Raw genomic sequence first — 15,520 nt, 5'->3', positions numbered from 1 at the left:
CGCGCACCCCGCACTGCTACCGTGCGTTGCCGTTTCAGCGCGCTGTGTCATCCACCAGCAGGTTCCCGGGAGCGCAAGTGAAGATCACCATCGTCGGCGGCGGGCCCGGCGGCCTGTACTTCTCGATCCTGATGAAGCGCCAGGACCCGACCCACGACATCACCGTCTACGAGCGGAACCCGGAGGGCTCCACCTACGGCTGGGGCGTCACCTACTGGGCCGGGCTCCTCGACAAGCTGCGCGCCGGCGACCCCGAGTCCGCGGCGGCCATCGCCGAGGCGTCGGTGACCTGGACCGACGGCGTGGCGATCGTGCGCGACGAGCGGACCGTGCACCGCGGCGACGCGGGCTTCGGCATCGGCCGCCGCCGGATGCTGGCGCTGCTCGCCGACCGGGCCCGCGAGCTCGGCGTCCGCGTCGAGCACGAGCACCCGGTGGCCGGCCCGGACGCGCCCGAGCTGGCCGGCGCCGACCTCGTCGTCGCCGCCGACGGCGTGAACAGCCTGCTGCGCGAGGCCCGCGCGGAGCGCTTCGGCGCCGAGATCACCAGCGGCCGCAACCCCTACGTCTGGCTGGGCACGACCAAGGTCTTCGACTCCTTCAGCTTCGCCTTCAAGGAGACCGAGCACGGCTGGATCTGGTGCTACGCCTACGGCTTCAGCGGCGAGCAGTCGACCTGCGTCGTGGAGTGCTCGCCCGAGACCTGGCGGGGCCTCGGCCTCGACCGCACGAGCGAGGCGGACACCCTCCGCCTGCTGGAGAAGCTGTTCTCCGACCTCCTCGACGGCGAGCCGCTGATCGGCCGCGAACAGCACGGCGACGGCGCCCCGGCCCAGTGGCTGAACTTCCGCACCCTGACCACCCGCACCTGGCACGACGGCACCACCGTGCTCCTCGGCGACGCCGCCCACACCACCCACTACTCGATCGGCGCGGGCACCACCCTGGCCCTGGAGGACGCCCTCGCACTCGCCGACGCCCTGCGCGCCCACGGCACCGACCTGCCCACCGCCCTCGCCGTCTACGGCCGGCGCCGCCGCGACGAGCTCGTCCCGGCCCAGAGCGCCGCCCGCTACAGCGCCCAGTGGTACGAGAACCTCCCCCGCTACATGCGCCTGGAGCCGCACCGGATGTTCGCCCTGCTCGGCCAGCGCCACTCCCCGCTGCTCCCCCACGTACCGCCGCAGCTCTACTACCACCTCGACCGGGCCGCCGGCAGCCTCGAACCGCTCCGCCGCCTCAAGCGCTGGCTCGGCCCGAGGGTGGCGAAGGCGGCCCACCGCGCCTGAGCCCCGGGGCCCGGGCCCGGGCCCCGGGCAGCGGATCCCGGACCTCGCAGGACCTCGGGCCTCGCAGGACCTCGGGCCCGGGGGCTCACGGGGCCCGGGCGGCGTGGGACCATCGAGACGTGCTCGACATCGGCTACTCGCTCTCCCGCCGCTTCCCGGACCCCCCGCAGACGAACTACCGCGCGGCGGACGTCCACGCCCTGCGGCACGACCTGTTCTGCGGCGACGTGTACCTCGCGGACACCGTGAAGGACCAGGAGGTGTCCACGGCCTGGGGATGGGTGCCGGTGCTCGACTTCGCGTGGGCGCTGTGCGACATCGTCGAGCAGCTGGACCGCGACCCGAAGGGCAGCCGCGCCTCCCGCCCCCAGTACGCGGAGCTGGACTTCACCGAGTCCACCGACCGCATGCTGTTCGAGCGGCGCTTCGGCTGGGTGGACGTCGAGGCCGACTGGATGCCGGGCGACGAACCCCCGCTCACCTTCAACCACGCCGAACTGCGCCGCGAGGCCCGCGACTTCCTGCACGACCTGATCGCCGACCTCACCGACATGCACGAGGGCCTGGCCGACAACCCGGCCATCTGGGACCTCCAGGCCCGCTTCCCCCGCGTCCCCTGACCGCGGGCTCCCCGACCGCGGGCTCCCCTGACCGCGGGCTCCCCTGACCGCGGGCTCCCCCGGGCGCGGACCCTCGGGTCCCTGACCGGCCGGCCCTCAGGAAGGGTCTTCCACCCGCACCCCCAACTGCGCCGCGAACACCGGCGCCAGGTCCAGCAGCTGCGCCGTGGAGATCACCGCCCCCGCCAGCGAGTCCACCCCGCGCGCGATCTCCAGACGCTGCACCGACCGCAGGTCCACGTCCTTCAGCCGCGCCCCGCCGAAGTCCGCCCCCACCAGCACGCAGTCCCGGAACTCCACCCTCTCCAGGACCGCCCCGCCGAAGTCCGGCTCGGCCAGCACGCACCCGTCGAAGACGACGTCCTTCAGGCGCGCCGTCCGCAGGTTCAGATAGTCGAGCTTCCCGCCCCGCACCCGCACCCTCTCGCACACCGCCCCGTGCAGCTGCGTCCCGCCCAGCCGCGCGTCCACCAGCTCCACGTCCCGCAGCTGCGCCCCCGCGAGATCGGTGCCCACCCCCCGTACCCCCGTCAGCACCGAGTCGAGGAACCGCGCCGCCGTCAGCCGGGCCCCGTCGAGCCCGCAGTCCCGCAGCGCGCAGTCGAGGAAGCGCGCCCCCGCCCCGTCCTGGCCGGTCAGGTCCAGGCCGGCCAGCTCCAGGCCGTCGTAGTCCCCGTCCGGCTCCAGACCGCCCCCGTACGGCTCCAGCGGGGGCAGCCCGACCTCGGGCTCGCGCGGCCGCGTGACGCTCTTCCTCTTCATGACCCCATCGTGACGCACGCCACTGACAACGCCCCGCCCGCGATGTCACGAACCCGGGCCCGCCGCTCGTCGCATTCCCGAAACCCATCGGAGGGAGCCACAGACATGCGGAAGATCACGATCATCGGCGGCGGCTTCGCCGGGCTCACGGCGGCCGTCACCGCCGCCGAGGCGGGCGCCCGGGTCACCCTGTTCGAGGCGCACCACACGCTCGGCGGGCGCGCCCGGACCGCCGAGGGCCCGTACCTCACCAACGAGGGCCCGCACGCGCTCTACCGGGGCGGCCCGCACTGGACCTGGCTGCGCCGGCGCGGCCTGCTCGGCGAGCTCGCCCCCCTGCCGCCGCGCGCGGCGGCCACGCTGCGCTTCCACCACCACGGCGCGCTGCGCCGGGTCCCGCCGCTCGGCATGCTCCACCAGGCGCTCCGCAGTGCCGAACGGGCCCCGGTCGACGTCGACTTCCGCACCTGGGCGACCCGGCTCGCCGGCCCCGCCGCGGCCCGCGCCGCCGCCTCGTACAGCGGAGTGGCGCTCTACCACCACGACCCCGGCTCGCTCTCCGCCCGCTTCGTGCAGGAGCGGCTGCACCGGGCCGCCGCGCTGCCGCCGGAGGCCCGGTTCGTCAAGGGCGGCTGGGGCCGGCTGATCGAGCGGATGGCGGCGCACGCCCGCGAGCTCGGGGTGGCGATCGAGACCTCCGCGCGGGTCGACGCGCTGCCCGTCGGCGAGGGCCCGGTGGTCGTCGCGACCTCCCTGCCGGCCGCGGCACGGCTGCTCGGCGACCCGTCGCTGACCTGGGAGTCGGGCCGCACGGTGCTGCTGGACCTGGCCCTGGAGTCGCGGCGGGGCGACCCGTTCGCGATCTCGGACCTGGACGCGCCGGGCTGGGTGGAACGCTTCACCACCCAGGACCCGGGCCTCGCCCCGGCCGGCCGTGAGCTGATCCAGGCACAGCTGCCGATCGCCCCGGACGAGGCGAAGGCGGACGGCCTCGCGCACGCCGAACGGCTCCTGGACCTGGGCTTCGCGGGCTGGCGCGGGCGCACGGTCTGGCGGCGCGCGGCGGTGTCCCAGGGGCGTACGGGCGCGGTGGACCGCCCCGGCACGACCTGGCGGGACCGCCCGGCGGTGGACCGCGGCGACGGCGTCTACCTGGCGGGCGACCAGGTGGCGGCGCCCGGCGTGCTCGCGGAGGTGTCCTTCACGAGCGCCCTGGAGGCGGTGTCGCTCGCGATGCGGGCGGAGCACCTCCGCCCCCGCCCCCTTGACCTCAAGTCCGCTTGAGGTCCGAGGCTGTTCCCGTACGGGCCTTCGGCCCACGAGAAGGCCCGTACGAGAGGACGTCGTACGAGAAGACGCCGTAGGAGAAGGCCCGTACGAGAAGGCCTCGCGCACCGCCGAACACCGCCGCACCGCACCGACCACCGGGGAGCCCGCCATGCACGCCATCCACCTCCACGCCTTCGGCCCGGCCGAGAACCTGACGTACGAGGAGGTCCCCGACCCGGTCCCGGGGCCCGGCCAGGTCCGGATCAGGGTGACGGCGGCCGGCGTGCACCTGCTGGACACCGCCCTGCGCCAGGGCATGACGGGCCCCTTCCCGGCCCCCGCCGAGCTGCCCACCGTCCCCGGCCGCGAGGTCGCCGGCACCGTCGACGCGCTCGGCGAGGGCACCGACCCGGAGTGGCTGGGCCGCCGGGTCGTGGCGCACCTCGGCATGGCGCCCGGTGGGTACGCGGAGCTCGCCGTGACCGACGCGGCGCGGCTGCACGCGCTGCCCGAGCACCTCGGGGACGCGGAGGCGGTCGCCATGATCGGCACCGGCCGCACCACGCTGGGCATCCTGCAGTTCACCGAGCTCGGCCCGGACTCGGTGGCCATCGTCCCGGCCGCGGCCGGCGGCATCGGCACGCTGCTCGTGCAGTACGCGAAGAACGCGGGCGCCGTCGTCATCGGCCTGGCCGGCGGCCCGGCGAAGGTGGCGAAGGTCCGCGCGAACGGCGCGGACCTCGCGGTCGACTACACCGCCCCGGACTGGCCGGCCGAGGTCCGCGCCCACCTCGACGCGCTGGGGCGGCCGGCGACCGTGGTCTTCGACTCGGTGGGCGGCGAGACCGGGCGGGCGGCCGTGGACCTGCTCGGCAAGGGCGGGCAGCACCTGGTCTTCGGCTGGTCCGGCGCGGGCCTGCACGACGGCGAACCGCTCACCTTCACCCCCGAGGAGCTCGCCGCCCGCGGCATCACCTCGGAGTCCGTCCTCGGCCCCGTCATGCTCCAGAAGGCGGGCGGCGACATCCGCACCCTCGAACTCGCCGCGCTGGCCGCCGCGGCCGACGGCACCCTGCGCCCGGCGGTGCACCGCTTCCCCCTCGCGCGGGCGGCGGAGGCCCACCGGGCACTGGAGACACGGGGCACGACCGGCAAGGTGGTCCTGATCCCGTAGGACCGTCGGGAGGGAACGGCCGGAAGGGAACGGCCGGGATCAGATCCCGAGCACGTCCCAGGAGTGCCCCTTGAACTCCTTGAGGAAATCGGGGTGGTCCTCCCACATCCGGGCGATGGAGCGCAGCACGTCCCAGTTGTGCTCCAGCGCCTGGTCCACCACCTGCCGCAGCTCGGGCGCCGAAGCCCGCTTCTCCAGCAGCCCGTTGACCGCGGACGCGGCCTGCACCGTGTACCGGAGGGCGCGCAGGGCACGCGAGGTGTCGTCCATGCCGAAGCCGTGGTCGCTGCCGTTCTCGGGATCGAAGAGGGGGGTGAGCCGCGCCTCGACGAAGCCGGTGATGCGCTCGAACCGCTGCTGAATGTCCTTGTCCATGCCCCCCTTCCTACCGTCTCGTCGGGCGTCCCGCCGAACCGGCCCGGGCCGCTACGCCGTCCCCAGCGCCTTCAGCGCCCCGTCCGTCAGCCGGTACACCGTCCACTCGTCCTGCGGGCGGGCCCCCAGCGACTCGTAGAAGGCGATGGACGGCGCGTTCCAGTCGAGCACCGACCACTCCAGCCGCTCGTACCCCCGCTCCACACAGATCCGGGCCAGCTCGGCGAGCAGCGCCTTCCCGTACCCGCCACCGCGCAGCTCGGGCCGCACGTACAGGTCCTCCAGATAGATCCCGTGCACCCCGCGCCAGGTCGAGAAGTTCAGGAACCACAACGCGAACCCGGCGATCTCCCCGTCGTCGGTCTCCGCGATGTGCGCGAACGCCGCCGGCCGCTCCCCGAACAGCGCCTCCCGCAACTGCTCGGGCGTGGCGCGGACCTCGTCGAGCGCCTTCTCGTACTCGGCGAGGTCACGGACCATGCGGTGGATGTGGGAAACGTCATCGGGCGTGGCAGTACGGATCATGAACCCAGAGTGCACCCCGTCACGGCCGCCGGGCCAGCGGATTGCTGCCCCTGGATCACCCGCCACCTCCCCGGTAACCTCCCGCGCACGACCCGGAAGAGGGATACACATGAGCACGACCAGCCAGCTCAGCACGGTCAACGGCGGAATTTCCTTCTGGTACGCGCAGGAGGGCGCACCCGCGCCGCGCGAGCCGTTGCCCGGTGACGCGAGTGCCGACGTCTGCATCGTCGGCGGCGGGTACACCGGGCTGTGGACCGCCTACTACCTCAAGAAGGCCGTCCCCTTCCTCAACATCACCGTCCTGGAGGCCGCCTTCTGCGGCTACGGCGCCTCCGGGCGCAACGGCGGCTGGCTCTACAACGGCATCGCCGGACGCGACCGCTACGCCAAGGAGCACGGGCACGAGGCCGCCGTACGGCTCCAGCAGGCCATGAACGAGACCGTCGGCGAGGTCGTCGACGTCTGCGCCGCCGAGGGCATCGACGCCGACATCCACCGCGGCGGCGTCCTGGAGGTCGCCACCTCCCCCGCCCAACTCGCCCGGCTCAAGGCCTTCCACGCCGTCGAGATCGCCTTCGGCGAGAAGGACCGCGAGCTGTACGGCGCCCGCGAGACCGCCGAACGCGTCCGCGTCACCGGCGCCGTCGGCTCCTCCTGGACCCCGCACGGCGCCCGCCTCCACCCGGTCAAGCTCGTCAAGGGCCTCGCCGCCGCCGTCGAAGCACTCGGCGTCACCATCCACGAGTCCACCCCGGTCACCGAGATCCGGCCCAAGCACGCCGTCACCCCGTACGGCACGGTCCGCGCCCCGTACGTGCTGCGCTGCACCGAGGGCTTCACCGCCTCCCTCGCCGGCCAGCGCCGCACCTGGCTCCCCATGAACTCCTCCATGATCGCCACCGAGCCGCTCACCGACGCCCAGTGGGAGTCCATCGGCTGGGACGGCCTGGAGACCCTCGGCGACATGGCGCACGCCTACATGTACGCCCAGCGCACCGCCGACGGCCGCATCGCGCTCGGCGGCCGCGGCGTCCCGTACCGCTACGGCTCGAAGACCGACAACGACGGCCGCACCCAGCCGCAGACCGTCGACGCCCTGCGCGAGATCCTGATCCGCTTCTTCCCGCAACTCGCCGGCGTACGGATCGCGCACGCCTGGTCCGGCGTCCTCGGCGTGCCCCGCGACTGGTGCGCCACCGTCACCCTGGACCGCTCCACCGGCCTCGGCTGGGCCGGCGGCTACGTCGGCTCCGGCGTCGCCACCACCAACCTCGCCGCCCGCACCCTGCGCGACCTCATTCAGCAGGACTCGGGCCAGTCCGGCCCCACCGAGCTCACCGCCCTGCCCTGGGTCAACCACCGGGTCCGCAAGTGGGAGCCGGAGCCGCTGCGCTGGCTCGGCGTCCAGACGATGTACGCCGCCTTCCGCGCCGCCGACCGCCGCGAGACCGCCGCCCGCAGCGCCGCCACCGACCGCATCGCGGTCCTCGCGAACCGCCTCAGCGGCCGCTGACCGCCCACCACGCCGGGGCCGCGCGAAACACCGCGCGGCCCCGGCCCGCCCTACCCGCCGAGGCTCGCCAGGGCCGCCTCCGCCCACTGCTGCGCCCCCACGGTCGCCCCCGCCGCGACGCCCTGCGCCACCGGAGTCAGCGCACCGCGCAGCAGGACCATGGCACGGCGCAGCCGGCCCGGCTCCGGCGGATCCGAGTCGGCGAGGGCGCCGAGGACCTCGTTCGCCGCCGCCTCGGTGTCCTCGCGGTCCTCGGCGGCGAGCCGCTGCTCGGGCAGCTGCTGCAGCAACTCCCGCACGAACGCCGCCAGTCGGACCGGATCGGACACGAGGTCCGCGGCGGCTTCCGTGCGGTTGATCTGGTTCTGGGTGACCTGCTCGTTCCCCACGGCGATCTGGGAACCGGTCACCGCACCGTGGATGTGCAGCCCCGCTCCCTGGTGCGCGGGCGTGCCCTGCTGGGGACCGTTCATGCGGGAGTTCCCTCCTCGTCGGTGCGCGGCCTCGGCCGGCCCTCGATGCGCTGGTTCATGTCGACCCGTGCGTTGCCCACGGCGAGCTGGGAGTCCGTCACACTGCCGTGGACCGTCACGTGGTTGTTGTAGGTGACGTGCGTGGGCGACGGCCGGTTCGCCTCGTCCTCCCACTCGGCCACCGACAGCGAGGTGCGCAGCGACGGCATCACCACCCGCCCGTTGTGCCGCACGCCCGCCGGACCCGTCCCCGACACCGCGCAGCCCACGAAGAGCCCGCCCGCCTCGTCCCGGAAGAACGCGCCCACCGACCCGCAATCGACGAACTCGCTGTCGTGGACCTCCAGTTTGGACTGGTCCTGGGCGAGGATCCCGATCGACTCCGAGCCCTCCACCCGGAGCCGCCGGGCGACGAGCCGCCCCTTCCCGAGGGCCGCGGCGCCGGCCGAGGTCACCGTCCGTGCCGTGCAGTCGGTCAGGAGGAGCTGGGCGTCCTCGGCGACGGCGAAGCCCACGGTGCCGCGCTCGGCGGTCACCCGGCGCAGGGTGACCCGGGAGGTGCCGATGGCCTCCACGGCCGACATCGAGAAGTCCGTGAACACCGCCCCCTCCACCTCCGCGGTCGTGCCGGCGTCGCCCCGCGTCTCCAGATGGGTCGCGCAGCGCTCCACCCGCACGTCCCGGAAGACGGCCTTGCCGCCCTCGTACGCCCGGAGCGCGACGCTCGGCAGATCCGCGACCCGCACCCCGTGGAAGGTGCCCCGGGAGCCCGTGCCGGTGACGACGACACCGACGTTCCCGCCGGTGACCCGCAGGCCGCGCACCTCCGGCGCACCGCGCTCGGACACGAACACCGCGACGTTGCCGGCCTCCGTGACCTCGCACTCCTCGAACCGGCCGCGCCCCGCCCGTACGGCGATGCCGGTGTCCCGGCAGTCGGCGAAGACACAGCCCCGCACCACCGGGTCGGAGCCCTCCGCGACCGCGACGCCGCTCTCGGCGCCGGTGACGCGGACCCGCTCGACGGTCCCGCGGGCGTGCCGGAGGAATCCGATGCCCTCCCCGCCGGCGTCGGCGATGGTGCAGTCGGCCACCGCGAGCCAGGCCTGCGTGTCCGCGAACAGCGCGGCGAGCCCGGTCCCGGTGACCTCGCAGCCGGTGATCTCGGCGTGCGCGCCGATGACCCGGACGGCGTGCAGCCGGGGCCCCGCGAACCGGCTGCCCCGCACCACCACCCGGGCGCCGTCGATCGCCGCGAGCGCGTTGTCCGCGGCGTCGGTGAAGGCGCACCGCTCGACGTGCCCGCCGGCCCCGGCGAACAGCACCCGGCCCTGCCGGAAGGCGCTGTCCCGGAGCGTCACGGCGCTCCCGGGCGTCGCGTGCACGCACACGCCACCGGGCCCCCGCACCTCCGTGTGCTCCAGCGTGAGCGTGCCGGCGGCGCAGCGCACGACGTCCGCGTCGCGCGAGGCCAGGACGAGACCGCGGACCAGGACGGTCCCGGCCGTCTCCAGCGCGGTACCGCTCGGCAGGACCACGGTCACCGAACCGGGCTCGCCCGTCGCGACCAGCTCGACCTCGCCCCGGACGAGCAGCGGCTCCGCGTAGTGCCCGGGCGCGATCTCGATCCGGGCCGGCCGGTTCTTGCGGGCCGCCGCGGCGAGCGCGGACGCGATGTCGCGGTGCACCCCCATGCCGCCTCGCGGCGACACGCGGTACCTCACGCCCAAGGCGGCCACCTCCCCGTCAGCTCCCGCCCGTACCCAGAACCAAGGCCCCGCCGCCCGCACGGACGACAGGGCCTCGGACCTGGTGCTGTTTCAGAGAGCCCCCTGTCGGGTTCGAACCGACGACCCCCGCTTTACAAGAGCGGTGCTCTGGCCAGCTGAGCTAAGGAGGCAGCGAGTGCAGTGTAACGAACGCCCGCCCGCCGCCGGTCGGAAATCTCACGTCCCCCGGAGTGCTGACAGATCGGACATCGCCAGGTAGCGTCACCCGGAGTTCACCCAGGTGGACTACACCACATCCTTCCTTTACTCGGATCGTCCGGCACGTTCCTGCCGGTGAAGGGACACATCACCATGGCTTCCGTCACCTACGACAAGGCGACCCTGGTCTACCCCGGCGCCGAAAAGCCCTCCGTCAACGAGCTGGAGATCGAGATCGCCGACGGCGAGTTCCTCGTTCTCGTCGGCCCCTCCGGCTGCGGCAAGTCGACCTCGCTGCGCATGCTGGCCGGCCTGGAGGACGTCACCGCCGGCTCCATCCGGATCGGCGACCGCGACGTCACGCACCTGCCGCCCAAGGACCGGGACATCGCCATGGTGTTCCAGAACTACGCGCTCTACCCGCACATGACCGTCGCCGACAACATGGGCTTCGCGCTCAAGATCGCCGGCGTCAACAAGAGCGAGATCCGCACCAAGGTCGAGGAGGCGGCGAAGATCCTCGACCTCACCGAGTACCTGGACCGCAAGCCGAAGGCGCTCTCCGGCGGTCAGCGCCAGCGCGTCGCCATGGGCCGCGCCATCGTCCGCGAGCCGCAGGTCTTCCTCATGGACGAGCCGCTGTCGAACCTCGACGCCAAGCTGCGCGTCTCGACCCGTACGCAGATCGCCAGCCTGCAGCGCCGGCTCGGCATCACCACCGTTTACGTCACGCACGACCAGACCGAGGCGCTCACCATGGGCGACCGGGTCGCCGTCCTCAAGGACGGTCTGCTCCAGCAGGTCGACACCCCGCGCAACATGTACGACAAGCCCGCCAACCTCTTCGTCGCCGGCTTCATCGGCTCCCCGGCCATGAACCTGATCGAGGTCCCGATCACCGACGGCGGCGTGAAGTTCGGCGACAGCGTCGTCCCGGTCTCCCGCGAGGCCATCGCCGCCGCGTCCGCCAAGGGCGACACCACGGTCACCGTCGGCGTCCGCCCCGAGCACTTCGACGTGCAGAGCGCCACCGGCAAGGACGGCCTGGCCGTGACCGTGAACGTGGTCGAGGAGCTCGGCTCCGACGGCTTCGTCTACGGCTCCACCCGCGTCGGCGGCGAGGACAAGGACGTCGTGGTCCGCGTCGGCGGCCGCGAGGTCCCGGCCAAGGGCTCCACCCTGAAGGTCGTCCCGCGCCCCGCCGAGCTGCACGTCTTCTCGACCTCGACCGGCGAGCGCCTCTCCGACTGACCCGGGCCCGGTCCCGGACACCGATGCCGTACGGCCCCGTTCCCGCTTGCGGGTGCGGGGCCGTTGGCGTACAGGAGGCATGAAACCCGAAGTCGGCGAAAACCCCGGCAGAACTGGGCAATCAGGCGCCGACCATCGGACCCGCGTCAACACGCGATTCGAAAAGCCGCCTCGAACCATCCCTCGCGAGAGTGACTAAATGTCGCCATGTCACTACCGCCCGCTACGCTCGCCTGCGTGACGCACACTGCCCGCCGTATCGGCCGATCTCTCGCCCTCGTCCTGCCCGTCGTCCTGGTGCTCTCCGGAACGCTCGCGGTGTCCGCCGTTCCGTGGGCCGGACATGGCTCCGGGACGCAGATGCTGACCGCGTCCTCCACGGACGTCTCCACCCCCGCCAAGTCCCGCGCCCCGCAGGACGTCCTCCGCGAGAAGCTCCTCGCCGAGCTCCAGGAGAAGGACCCCGGGGTGGCCCTGACCCACCTGCAGCGCGAGGTGGAGAACCGCCCGTCGCTCGCCAAGCACTGCATGTCCATCGCCCGCTCGCTCGGCACCGCCGCCGTGCAGCGCTACGGCCCCACCAAGGCCCAGACGTTCTCCCGTCCGGTCTGCGACACCTCCTTCGCCTACGGCGTCATGCACGCGAGCTGAGCGGGGACCCGTCCGCATATCGTTCGAGGTATGAACTCCTCCCCGACGCAGGCCGTGGTCCTGGCGGGCGGCCAGGGCTCGCGGCTCCGCCCGTACACCGATGACCGCCCCAAGCCGATGGTCGAGATCCCGGGCACCGGGACCCCGATCATCGGCCATCAGCTTTCCTGGCTCGCCGCCGAGGGAGTCACCGACGCCGTCGTCTCCTGCGGCCACCTCGCCGAGGTCCTCCAGGACTGGCTGGCCACCGCCGAGCTGCCGCTGAAGGTGACCACGGTCGTCGAGGCCGAGCCGCTCGGCCGCGGCGGCGGCCTCAAGTACGCCGCCGCGCACCTCCCCGAGCCCGACCGCCCCTGGTACGCCACCAACGGCGACATCTGGACCCGTTTCTCGCTGCGCGAGATGGCCGAGTTCCACGCCGAGCGGGACGCCACCGCGACCCTCGCCCTGGCCCGGCCGCGCATCCCCTGGGGCGCCGTCGAGACGGACGCCTTCGGGCACATCACCGACTTCATCGAGGCGCCGCCGTCCCCGTACCTCATCAACGCCGGCGTGTACGTCTTCTCCCCCGCCTTCACCGGCCTCCTGCCGGACCGCGGCGACCACGAACGCACCACCTTCCCCCGGCTGGCCCGCGAGCGGCGCCTGGCCGGCTTCCCGCTGCCCCAGGGGGCGTACTGGCGGGCCATCGACACCGCGAAGGACCTCACCGAGGCCGCCAGGGAGCTCGCCGCCCAGGCCTGAGCCTCACCCGCCGCCCCTCCCGCGCCACGCCCCGCCCGCGTCCTCCCGCGCCGCGACCCGCCTTCCGTACGCCCCGCCCGCGTCCTCCCGCGCCACGCCCCGCCCTCCGTACGCCCGCGCCACGCCCCGCCCGCGTCCTCCCGCCTGCCGCCTTCCGTACGTCGAAGAGGGGCGGCACCACGTTCCCGTGGTGCCGCCCCTCCGCGCTGTCCGTGGCGCTCCGGCTCCGTCAGCCCAGCAGGCCGCCGATCGGGTTCCGCGCCCCGCCCGAGGTCGAGCCGCCGTCCGACGTGCCGCCGGTGGTGCTGCCGCTCGTCGGGGTGCCGCTGGTGCCGCCCGAGGTGGAGTCCGTGGTCGACGAGGACGGTGCGCTCGTACGGCTCTGGCTGGGGCTCCGCGTGGTGGTCGAGGCGCTGGGGCTGCGCTCCTGGGTGCGGGTCGTCTCGCGCGCCGACTCCGAGGGCGTGGCCTTCTTCGTGGGCTCCTTGGTGCCGCTCGCGCCGCTCGTCGCCGTGGGGCGCGGGCTCTTGGAGGCGCCGCGGGACGGGCTGGTCGTGCCCGGCTCGGCCGGCAGCGGCTCGCCCGGCAGGTGGTTGACCGGGTCCTCGTTCGGACCGGGGACCGTGACCACGGTGGAGGAGCGGACGGCGCCGCCCAGCATCGAGCCGACGAGCAGCGTGAGGCCGACGACGACGGCGGCCACGACCGTGCCGCGGCGCAGCACCCGGCGGCGCAGCTCCCACAGCTCGGAGCGCGGGCCGAGGGTGCGCCAGGCCTCGCCGGCGAGGCGCCCGTCGACCGAGTAGACCGGGGCGCCGGCGATGATCAGCGGCGACCAGGCGGCCAGGTAGATGATGTCGGCCGAGTCGTAGACGGGGACGGTCTTCCAGCTGACGGTCAGCAGGAGGGCGGCGGAGAGCAGGCCGCCGACGACGGCCGCGACCCGCTGCCAGAGGCCGAGGACGGTGAGGACGCCGACCACGACCTGGAGGAAGGCGACGGTGAGGCCGGCGCCGACCGGGTGCTGGAGGGCGAAGTCGCGGAGCGGCTCGGCGAGGGCCCAGGGGTGCAGCGAGTGCAGCCACTTGACCATGGAGCCGCGTTCGCCGCCGTCGAAGTAGACGGGGTCGCAGAGCTTGCCCATGCCCGCGTAGATGGAGATGAAGCCGAGGAAGACCCGGAGCGGGAGGAGGACGACGCCGAGGTTCATCCGGCGGCCCGGGTAGTAGGCGTGCCGGACCGCGTCGTTGCCCTGCCGGTGGGGGGTGCGGCCGTCCTGCTCGGCGCCCTGGTCCTCGTAGGCGTCGGGCCCGATCTCGTACAGCTCGTCGTAGGCGCCTTCCGCGCGCCGCATGGGCGGCAGCAGCGGGGTGGCGGGGGTCGGCGGGACGACCGGGGTGGGCATCGTGTCGTCGATGCGCGGGATGGTCTGGGTGGTCGGCTCCAGGGTGGAGACGCCACCGGCCGGCCGGTCGGGGCCGGAGGTGGCGCGGACGGCCTGGAGCAGCCCGGTCGCGCCGGGGGCCGACTTGCCGGTCCAGACGACGGGGCGGCGACGGCCCGCGGCGCCGCCCGCGGCGACACCGGTCATCCCGGCGGCTCCGGCGAGCGCGGCGAGACGGGGGTTCGCGGCGAACTTCGGCTGGCCGGCCGTCGCGAGCCGCACACGGAAGCTGGCGTGGTTCACGATCACCTGGGCGGGATCGGAATCCACCTTGACCATGCTCAGCGCGGGCTGATCGTCGAACCCCGGCCGGGGCGTTCTGGTGTCCACACTCATCTAACCGAGTGACGCGCGGTTAGGACACTGCCTTGACGGCCTCGAAATGTCCGAGGCCCGTCAAGATCACGGCCGGGGCGGCTCACCCTTTCGGGTCAGCCCGTGGTGACCCGTACGGTTCAGCCCCTGCGGCGGCGGGCCGCCTCGTAGAGCACGACGCCCGCGGCGACACCGGCGTTGAGCGACTCGGCGCCGCCCGGCATGGGGATGCGGACGAGGAAGTCGCAGGTCTCGCCGACGAGGCGGGACAGGCCCTTGCCCTCGGAGCCGACCACGATGACGACCGGGCCGGCCAGCGCGTCCAGCTCGTGCACCTCGGTGTCGCCGTCCGCGGACAGGCCGACGACGGTGAGACCGGCCTTCTGGTACTGCTCCAGGCAGCGGGTCAGGTTGGTGGCGCGGGCCACCGGGGTGCGGGCGGCGGTGCCGGCGGAGGTCTTCCACGCGCCGGCGGTCATGCCGGCGGCGCGGCGCTCGGGCACGACCACGCCGTGGCCGCCGAAGGCGGAGACGGAGCGGACGACGGCGCCGAGGTTGCGCGGGTCGGTGACGCCGTCGAGGGCCACGATCAGCGGGTCCTCGTGGTCGTCGTAGGCCGCCTCGGCGAGGTCCTCGGGGTGCGCGTACTCGTACGGCGGGACCTGGAGGACGAGGCCTTGGTGGTTGAGCCCGTTGGTCATCCGGTCCAGCTCGGGGCGCGGCGCCTCCATGATGTTGATGTTGCCGCGGCCGGTGGCGAGGTTGAGGGCCTCGCGCACGCGCTCGTCGTTGTCGATGAACTGCTGCACGTACAGGGTGGTGGCGGGCACGCCGTCGCGGAGCGCCTCGAAGACCGGGTTGCGGCCGACGACCATCTCGGACTGGCCCTTGCCGCCGCGGCGGGCGACGGGCTTGCGCTTGGCCGCGTTCCGCGCCATCGCGTTGGCGACGCGGTACGCCTTGTGGCCCTTGCGGTTCTCGGCCTTGGGCGTCGGGCCCTTGCCCTCGAGTCCCTTGCGCCGCTGGCCACCGCTGCCGACCGTCGCGCCCTTCTTGTTGGACGTACGACGTCCCCTGCGCTGGCTGTTCCCGGCCATGACTGCTACCTGTTTCCTCTGCCTGCTGCGTACGAAGTCCGTAAGTGAAGTGTGCCGCCCGGGGGCCCGGGCGGCACACTCGTCGAT

Annotated in this window: 15 protein-coding genes and 1 tRNA gene; 8 read left to right on the top strand and 8 right to left on the bottom strand. The window is 73.8% G+C overall.

What is annotated here, in order from left to right:
- The first annotated feature begins 77 nt into the window (after positions 1-77).
- Positions 78-1,289 (top strand): FAD-dependent monooxygenase, encoded by a 1,212-nt coding sequence (locus ACIGW2_RS00535; RefSeq protein WP_391652853.1) that lies wholly within the window; start codon positions 78-80, stop codon positions 1,287-1,289.
- Positions 1,290-1,408: 119 nt separating this feature from the next.
- Positions 1,409-1,909, top strand: a complete 501-nt coding sequence (locus ACIGW2_RS00530; RefSeq protein WP_356061462.1) for a hypothetical protein — start codon at positions 1,409-1,411, stop codon at positions 1,907-1,909.
- 96 nt (positions 1,910-2,005) lie between these two features.
- On the opposite strand, the gene ACIGW2_RS00525 is transcribed toward ACIGW2_RS00530, so the two are convergent.
- Positions 2,006-2,671 carry a pentapeptide repeat-containing protein gene (locus tag ACIGW2_RS00525; protein WP_391652854.1) on the bottom strand — a complete coding sequence of 222 codons (666 nt, stop codon included), beginning with the start codon at positions 2,669-2,671 and terminating at the stop codon, positions 2,006-2,008.
- Between the two features lie 105 nt (positions 2,672-2,776).
- Between ACIGW2_RS00525 and ACIGW2_RS00520 the strand changes: the two genes are divergently transcribed.
- Both ACIGW2_RS00520 and ACIGW2_RS00515 read left to right on the top strand, forming a co-directional pair.
- The gene (locus ACIGW2_RS00520) at positions 2,777-3,955 is read left to right on the top strand and encodes an FAD-dependent oxidoreductase (RefSeq protein WP_399840393.1); all 1,179 of its coding nucleotides are present in this window, start codon (positions 2,777-2,779) and stop codon (positions 3,953-3,955) included.
- Positions 3,956-4,109: 154 nt separating this feature from the next.
- Entirely contained in the window at positions 4,110-5,114 is a 1,005-nt protein-coding gene (locus ACIGW2_RS00515; protein WP_399840391.1) for a zinc-binding dehydrogenase, read from the top strand.
- 39 nt (positions 5,115-5,153) lie between these two features.
- On the opposite strand, the gene ACIGW2_RS00510 is transcribed toward ACIGW2_RS00515, so the two are convergent.
- Together ACIGW2_RS00510 and ACIGW2_RS00505 are read right to left on the bottom strand one after the other, a co-directional pair.
- On the bottom strand, positions 5,154-5,489 hold the full coding sequence (locus ACIGW2_RS00510) for a hypothetical protein (protein ID WP_356061473.1): 336 nt from the start codon (positions 5,487-5,489) through the stop codon (positions 5,154-5,156).
- Between the two features lie 51 nt (positions 5,490-5,540).
- The gene (locus ACIGW2_RS00505) at positions 5,541-6,014 is read right to left on the bottom strand and encodes a GNAT family N-acetyltransferase (protein WP_391652858.1); all 474 of its coding nucleotides are present in this window, start codon (positions 6,012-6,014) and stop codon (positions 5,541-5,543) included.
- 109 nt (positions 6,015-6,123) lie between these two features.
- On the opposite strand from ACIGW2_RS00505, the gene ACIGW2_RS00500 reads away from it, so the two are divergent.
- Positions 6,124-7,530 (top strand): NAD(P)/FAD-dependent oxidoreductase, encoded by a 1,407-nt coding sequence (locus tag ACIGW2_RS00500; RefSeq protein WP_391652859.1) that lies wholly within the window; start codon positions 6,124-6,126, stop codon positions 7,528-7,530.
- A 50-nt stretch (positions 7,531-7,580) separates the two neighbouring features.
- Here ACIGW2_RS00500 and ACIGW2_RS00495 read toward each other — a convergent pair whose 3' ends face one another.
- The 3 genes from ACIGW2_RS00495 to ACIGW2_RS00485 form a co-directional block, all read right to left on the bottom strand.
- The gene (locus tag ACIGW2_RS00495) at positions 7,581-8,003 is read right to left on the bottom strand and encodes a hypothetical protein (protein WP_391652860.1); all 423 of its coding nucleotides are present in this window, start codon (positions 8,001-8,003) and stop codon (positions 7,581-7,583) included.
- The gene (locus ACIGW2_RS00490) at positions 8,000-9,697 is read right to left on the bottom strand and encodes a right-handed parallel beta-helix repeat-containing protein (protein ID WP_391652861.1); all 1,698 of its coding nucleotides are present in this window, start codon (positions 9,695-9,697) and stop codon (positions 8,000-8,002) included. The genes ACIGW2_RS00495 and ACIGW2_RS00490 overlap by 4 nt, the downstream gene beginning before the upstream one ends.
- A 132-nt stretch (positions 9,698-9,829) precedes the next feature.
- Positions 9,830-9,903, bottom strand: a tRNA-Thr gene (locus ACIGW2_RS00485).
- Positions 9,904-10,084: 181 nt separating this feature from the next.
- Here ACIGW2_RS00485 and ACIGW2_RS00480 point away from each other — a divergent pair.
- The 3 genes from ACIGW2_RS00480 (at position 10,085) to ACIGW2_RS00470 (ending at position 12,577) form a co-directional block, all read left to right on the top strand.
- Positions 10,085-11,182 (top strand): sn-glycerol-3-phosphate ABC transporter ATP-binding protein UgpC, encoded by a 1,098-nt coding sequence (locus tag ACIGW2_RS00480; RefSeq protein ID WP_361587439.1) that lies wholly within the window; start codon positions 10,085-10,087, stop codon positions 11,180-11,182.
- A gap of 237 nt (positions 11,183-11,419) precedes the next feature.
- Positions 11,420-11,833: a hypothetical protein gene (locus tag ACIGW2_RS00475; protein ID WP_356061490.1), complete on the top strand. Its 414-nt coding sequence runs from the start codon at positions 11,420-11,422 to the stop codon at positions 11,831-11,833.
- A 30-nt stretch (positions 11,834-11,863) separates the two neighbouring features.
- A complete protein-coding gene (locus ACIGW2_RS00470) occupies positions 11,864-12,577 on the top strand; it encodes a nucleotidyltransferase family protein (protein ID WP_356061493.1) in 714 nt (237 codons plus the stop codon).
- 229 nt (positions 12,578-12,806) lie between these two features.
- Here ACIGW2_RS00470 and ACIGW2_RS00465 read toward each other — a convergent pair whose 3' ends face one another.
- On the bottom strand, positions 12,807-14,357 hold the full coding sequence (locus tag ACIGW2_RS00465) for a DoxX family membrane protein (protein WP_399840390.1): 1,551 nt from the start codon (positions 14,355-14,357) through the stop codon (positions 12,807-12,809).
- 119 nt (positions 14,358-14,476) lie between these two features.
- Positions 14,477-15,433 carry a 23S rRNA (guanosine(2251)-2'-O)-methyltransferase RlmB gene (gene rlmB, locus ACIGW2_RS00460; RefSeq protein ID WP_361587446.1) on the bottom strand — a complete coding sequence of 319 codons (957 nt, stop codon included), beginning with the start codon at positions 15,431-15,433 and terminating at the stop codon, positions 14,477-14,479.
- Positions 15,434-15,520: the final 87 nt, after the last annotated feature.

The organism is Streptomyces sp. NPDC053541 (genome assembly GCF_044544705.1).
Lineage (GTDB): Bacteria > Actinomycetota > Actinomycetes > Streptomycetales > Streptomycetaceae > Streptomyces.
This window is presented reverse-complemented; position numbering and strand designations above follow the sequence as displayed.

Bases quoted from the DNA above. Each gene is read 5' to 3' on its own strand.
- ACIGW2_RS00525 (WP_391652854.1), bottom strand. From the start codon at position 2,671: ATGAAGAGGAAGAGCGTCACGCGGCCGCGCGAGCCCGAGGTCGGGCTG.
- ACIGW2_RS00520 (WP_399840393.1), top strand. From the start codon at position 2,777: ATGCGGAAGATCACGATCATCGGCGGCGGCTTCGCCGGGCTCACGGCG.
- ACIGW2_RS00515 (WP_399840391.1), top strand. From the start codon at position 4,110: ATGCACGCCATCCACCTCCACGCCTTCGGCCCGGCCGAGAACCTGACG.
- ACIGW2_RS00510 (WP_356061473.1), bottom strand. From the start codon at position 5,489: ATGGACAAGGACATTCAGCAGCGGTTCGAGCGCATCACCGGCTTCGTC.
- ACIGW2_RS00505 (WP_391652858.1), bottom strand. From the start codon at position 6,014: ATGATCCGTACTGCCACGCCCGATGACGTTTCCCACATCCACCGCATG.
- ACIGW2_RS00500 (WP_391652859.1), top strand. From the start codon at position 6,124: ATGAGCACGACCAGCCAGCTCAGCACGGTCAACGGCGGAATTTCCTTC.
- ACIGW2_RS00495 (WP_391652860.1), bottom strand. From the start codon at position 8,003: ATGAACGGTCCCCAGCAGGGCACGCCCGCGCACCAGGGAGCGGGGCTG.
- ACIGW2_RS00490 (WP_391652861.1), bottom strand. From the start codon at position 9,697: ATGGGGGTGCACCGCGACATCGCGTCCGCGCTCGCCGCGGCGGCCCGC.
- ACIGW2_RS00480 (WP_361587439.1), top strand. From the start codon at position 10,085: ATGGCTTCCGTCACCTACGACAAGGCGACCCTGGTCTACCCCGGCGCC.
- ACIGW2_RS00470 (WP_356061493.1), top strand. From the start codon at position 11,864: ATGAACTCCTCCCCGACGCAGGCCGTGGTCCTGGCGGGCGGCCAGGGC.
- ACIGW2_RS00465 (WP_399840390.1), bottom strand. From the start codon at position 14,357: ATGAGTGTGGACACCAGAACGCCCCGGCCGGGGTTCGACGATCAGCCC.
- rlmB (WP_361587446.1), bottom strand. From the start codon at position 15,433: ATGGCCGGGAACAGCCAGCGCAGGGGACGTCGTACGTCCAACAAGAAG.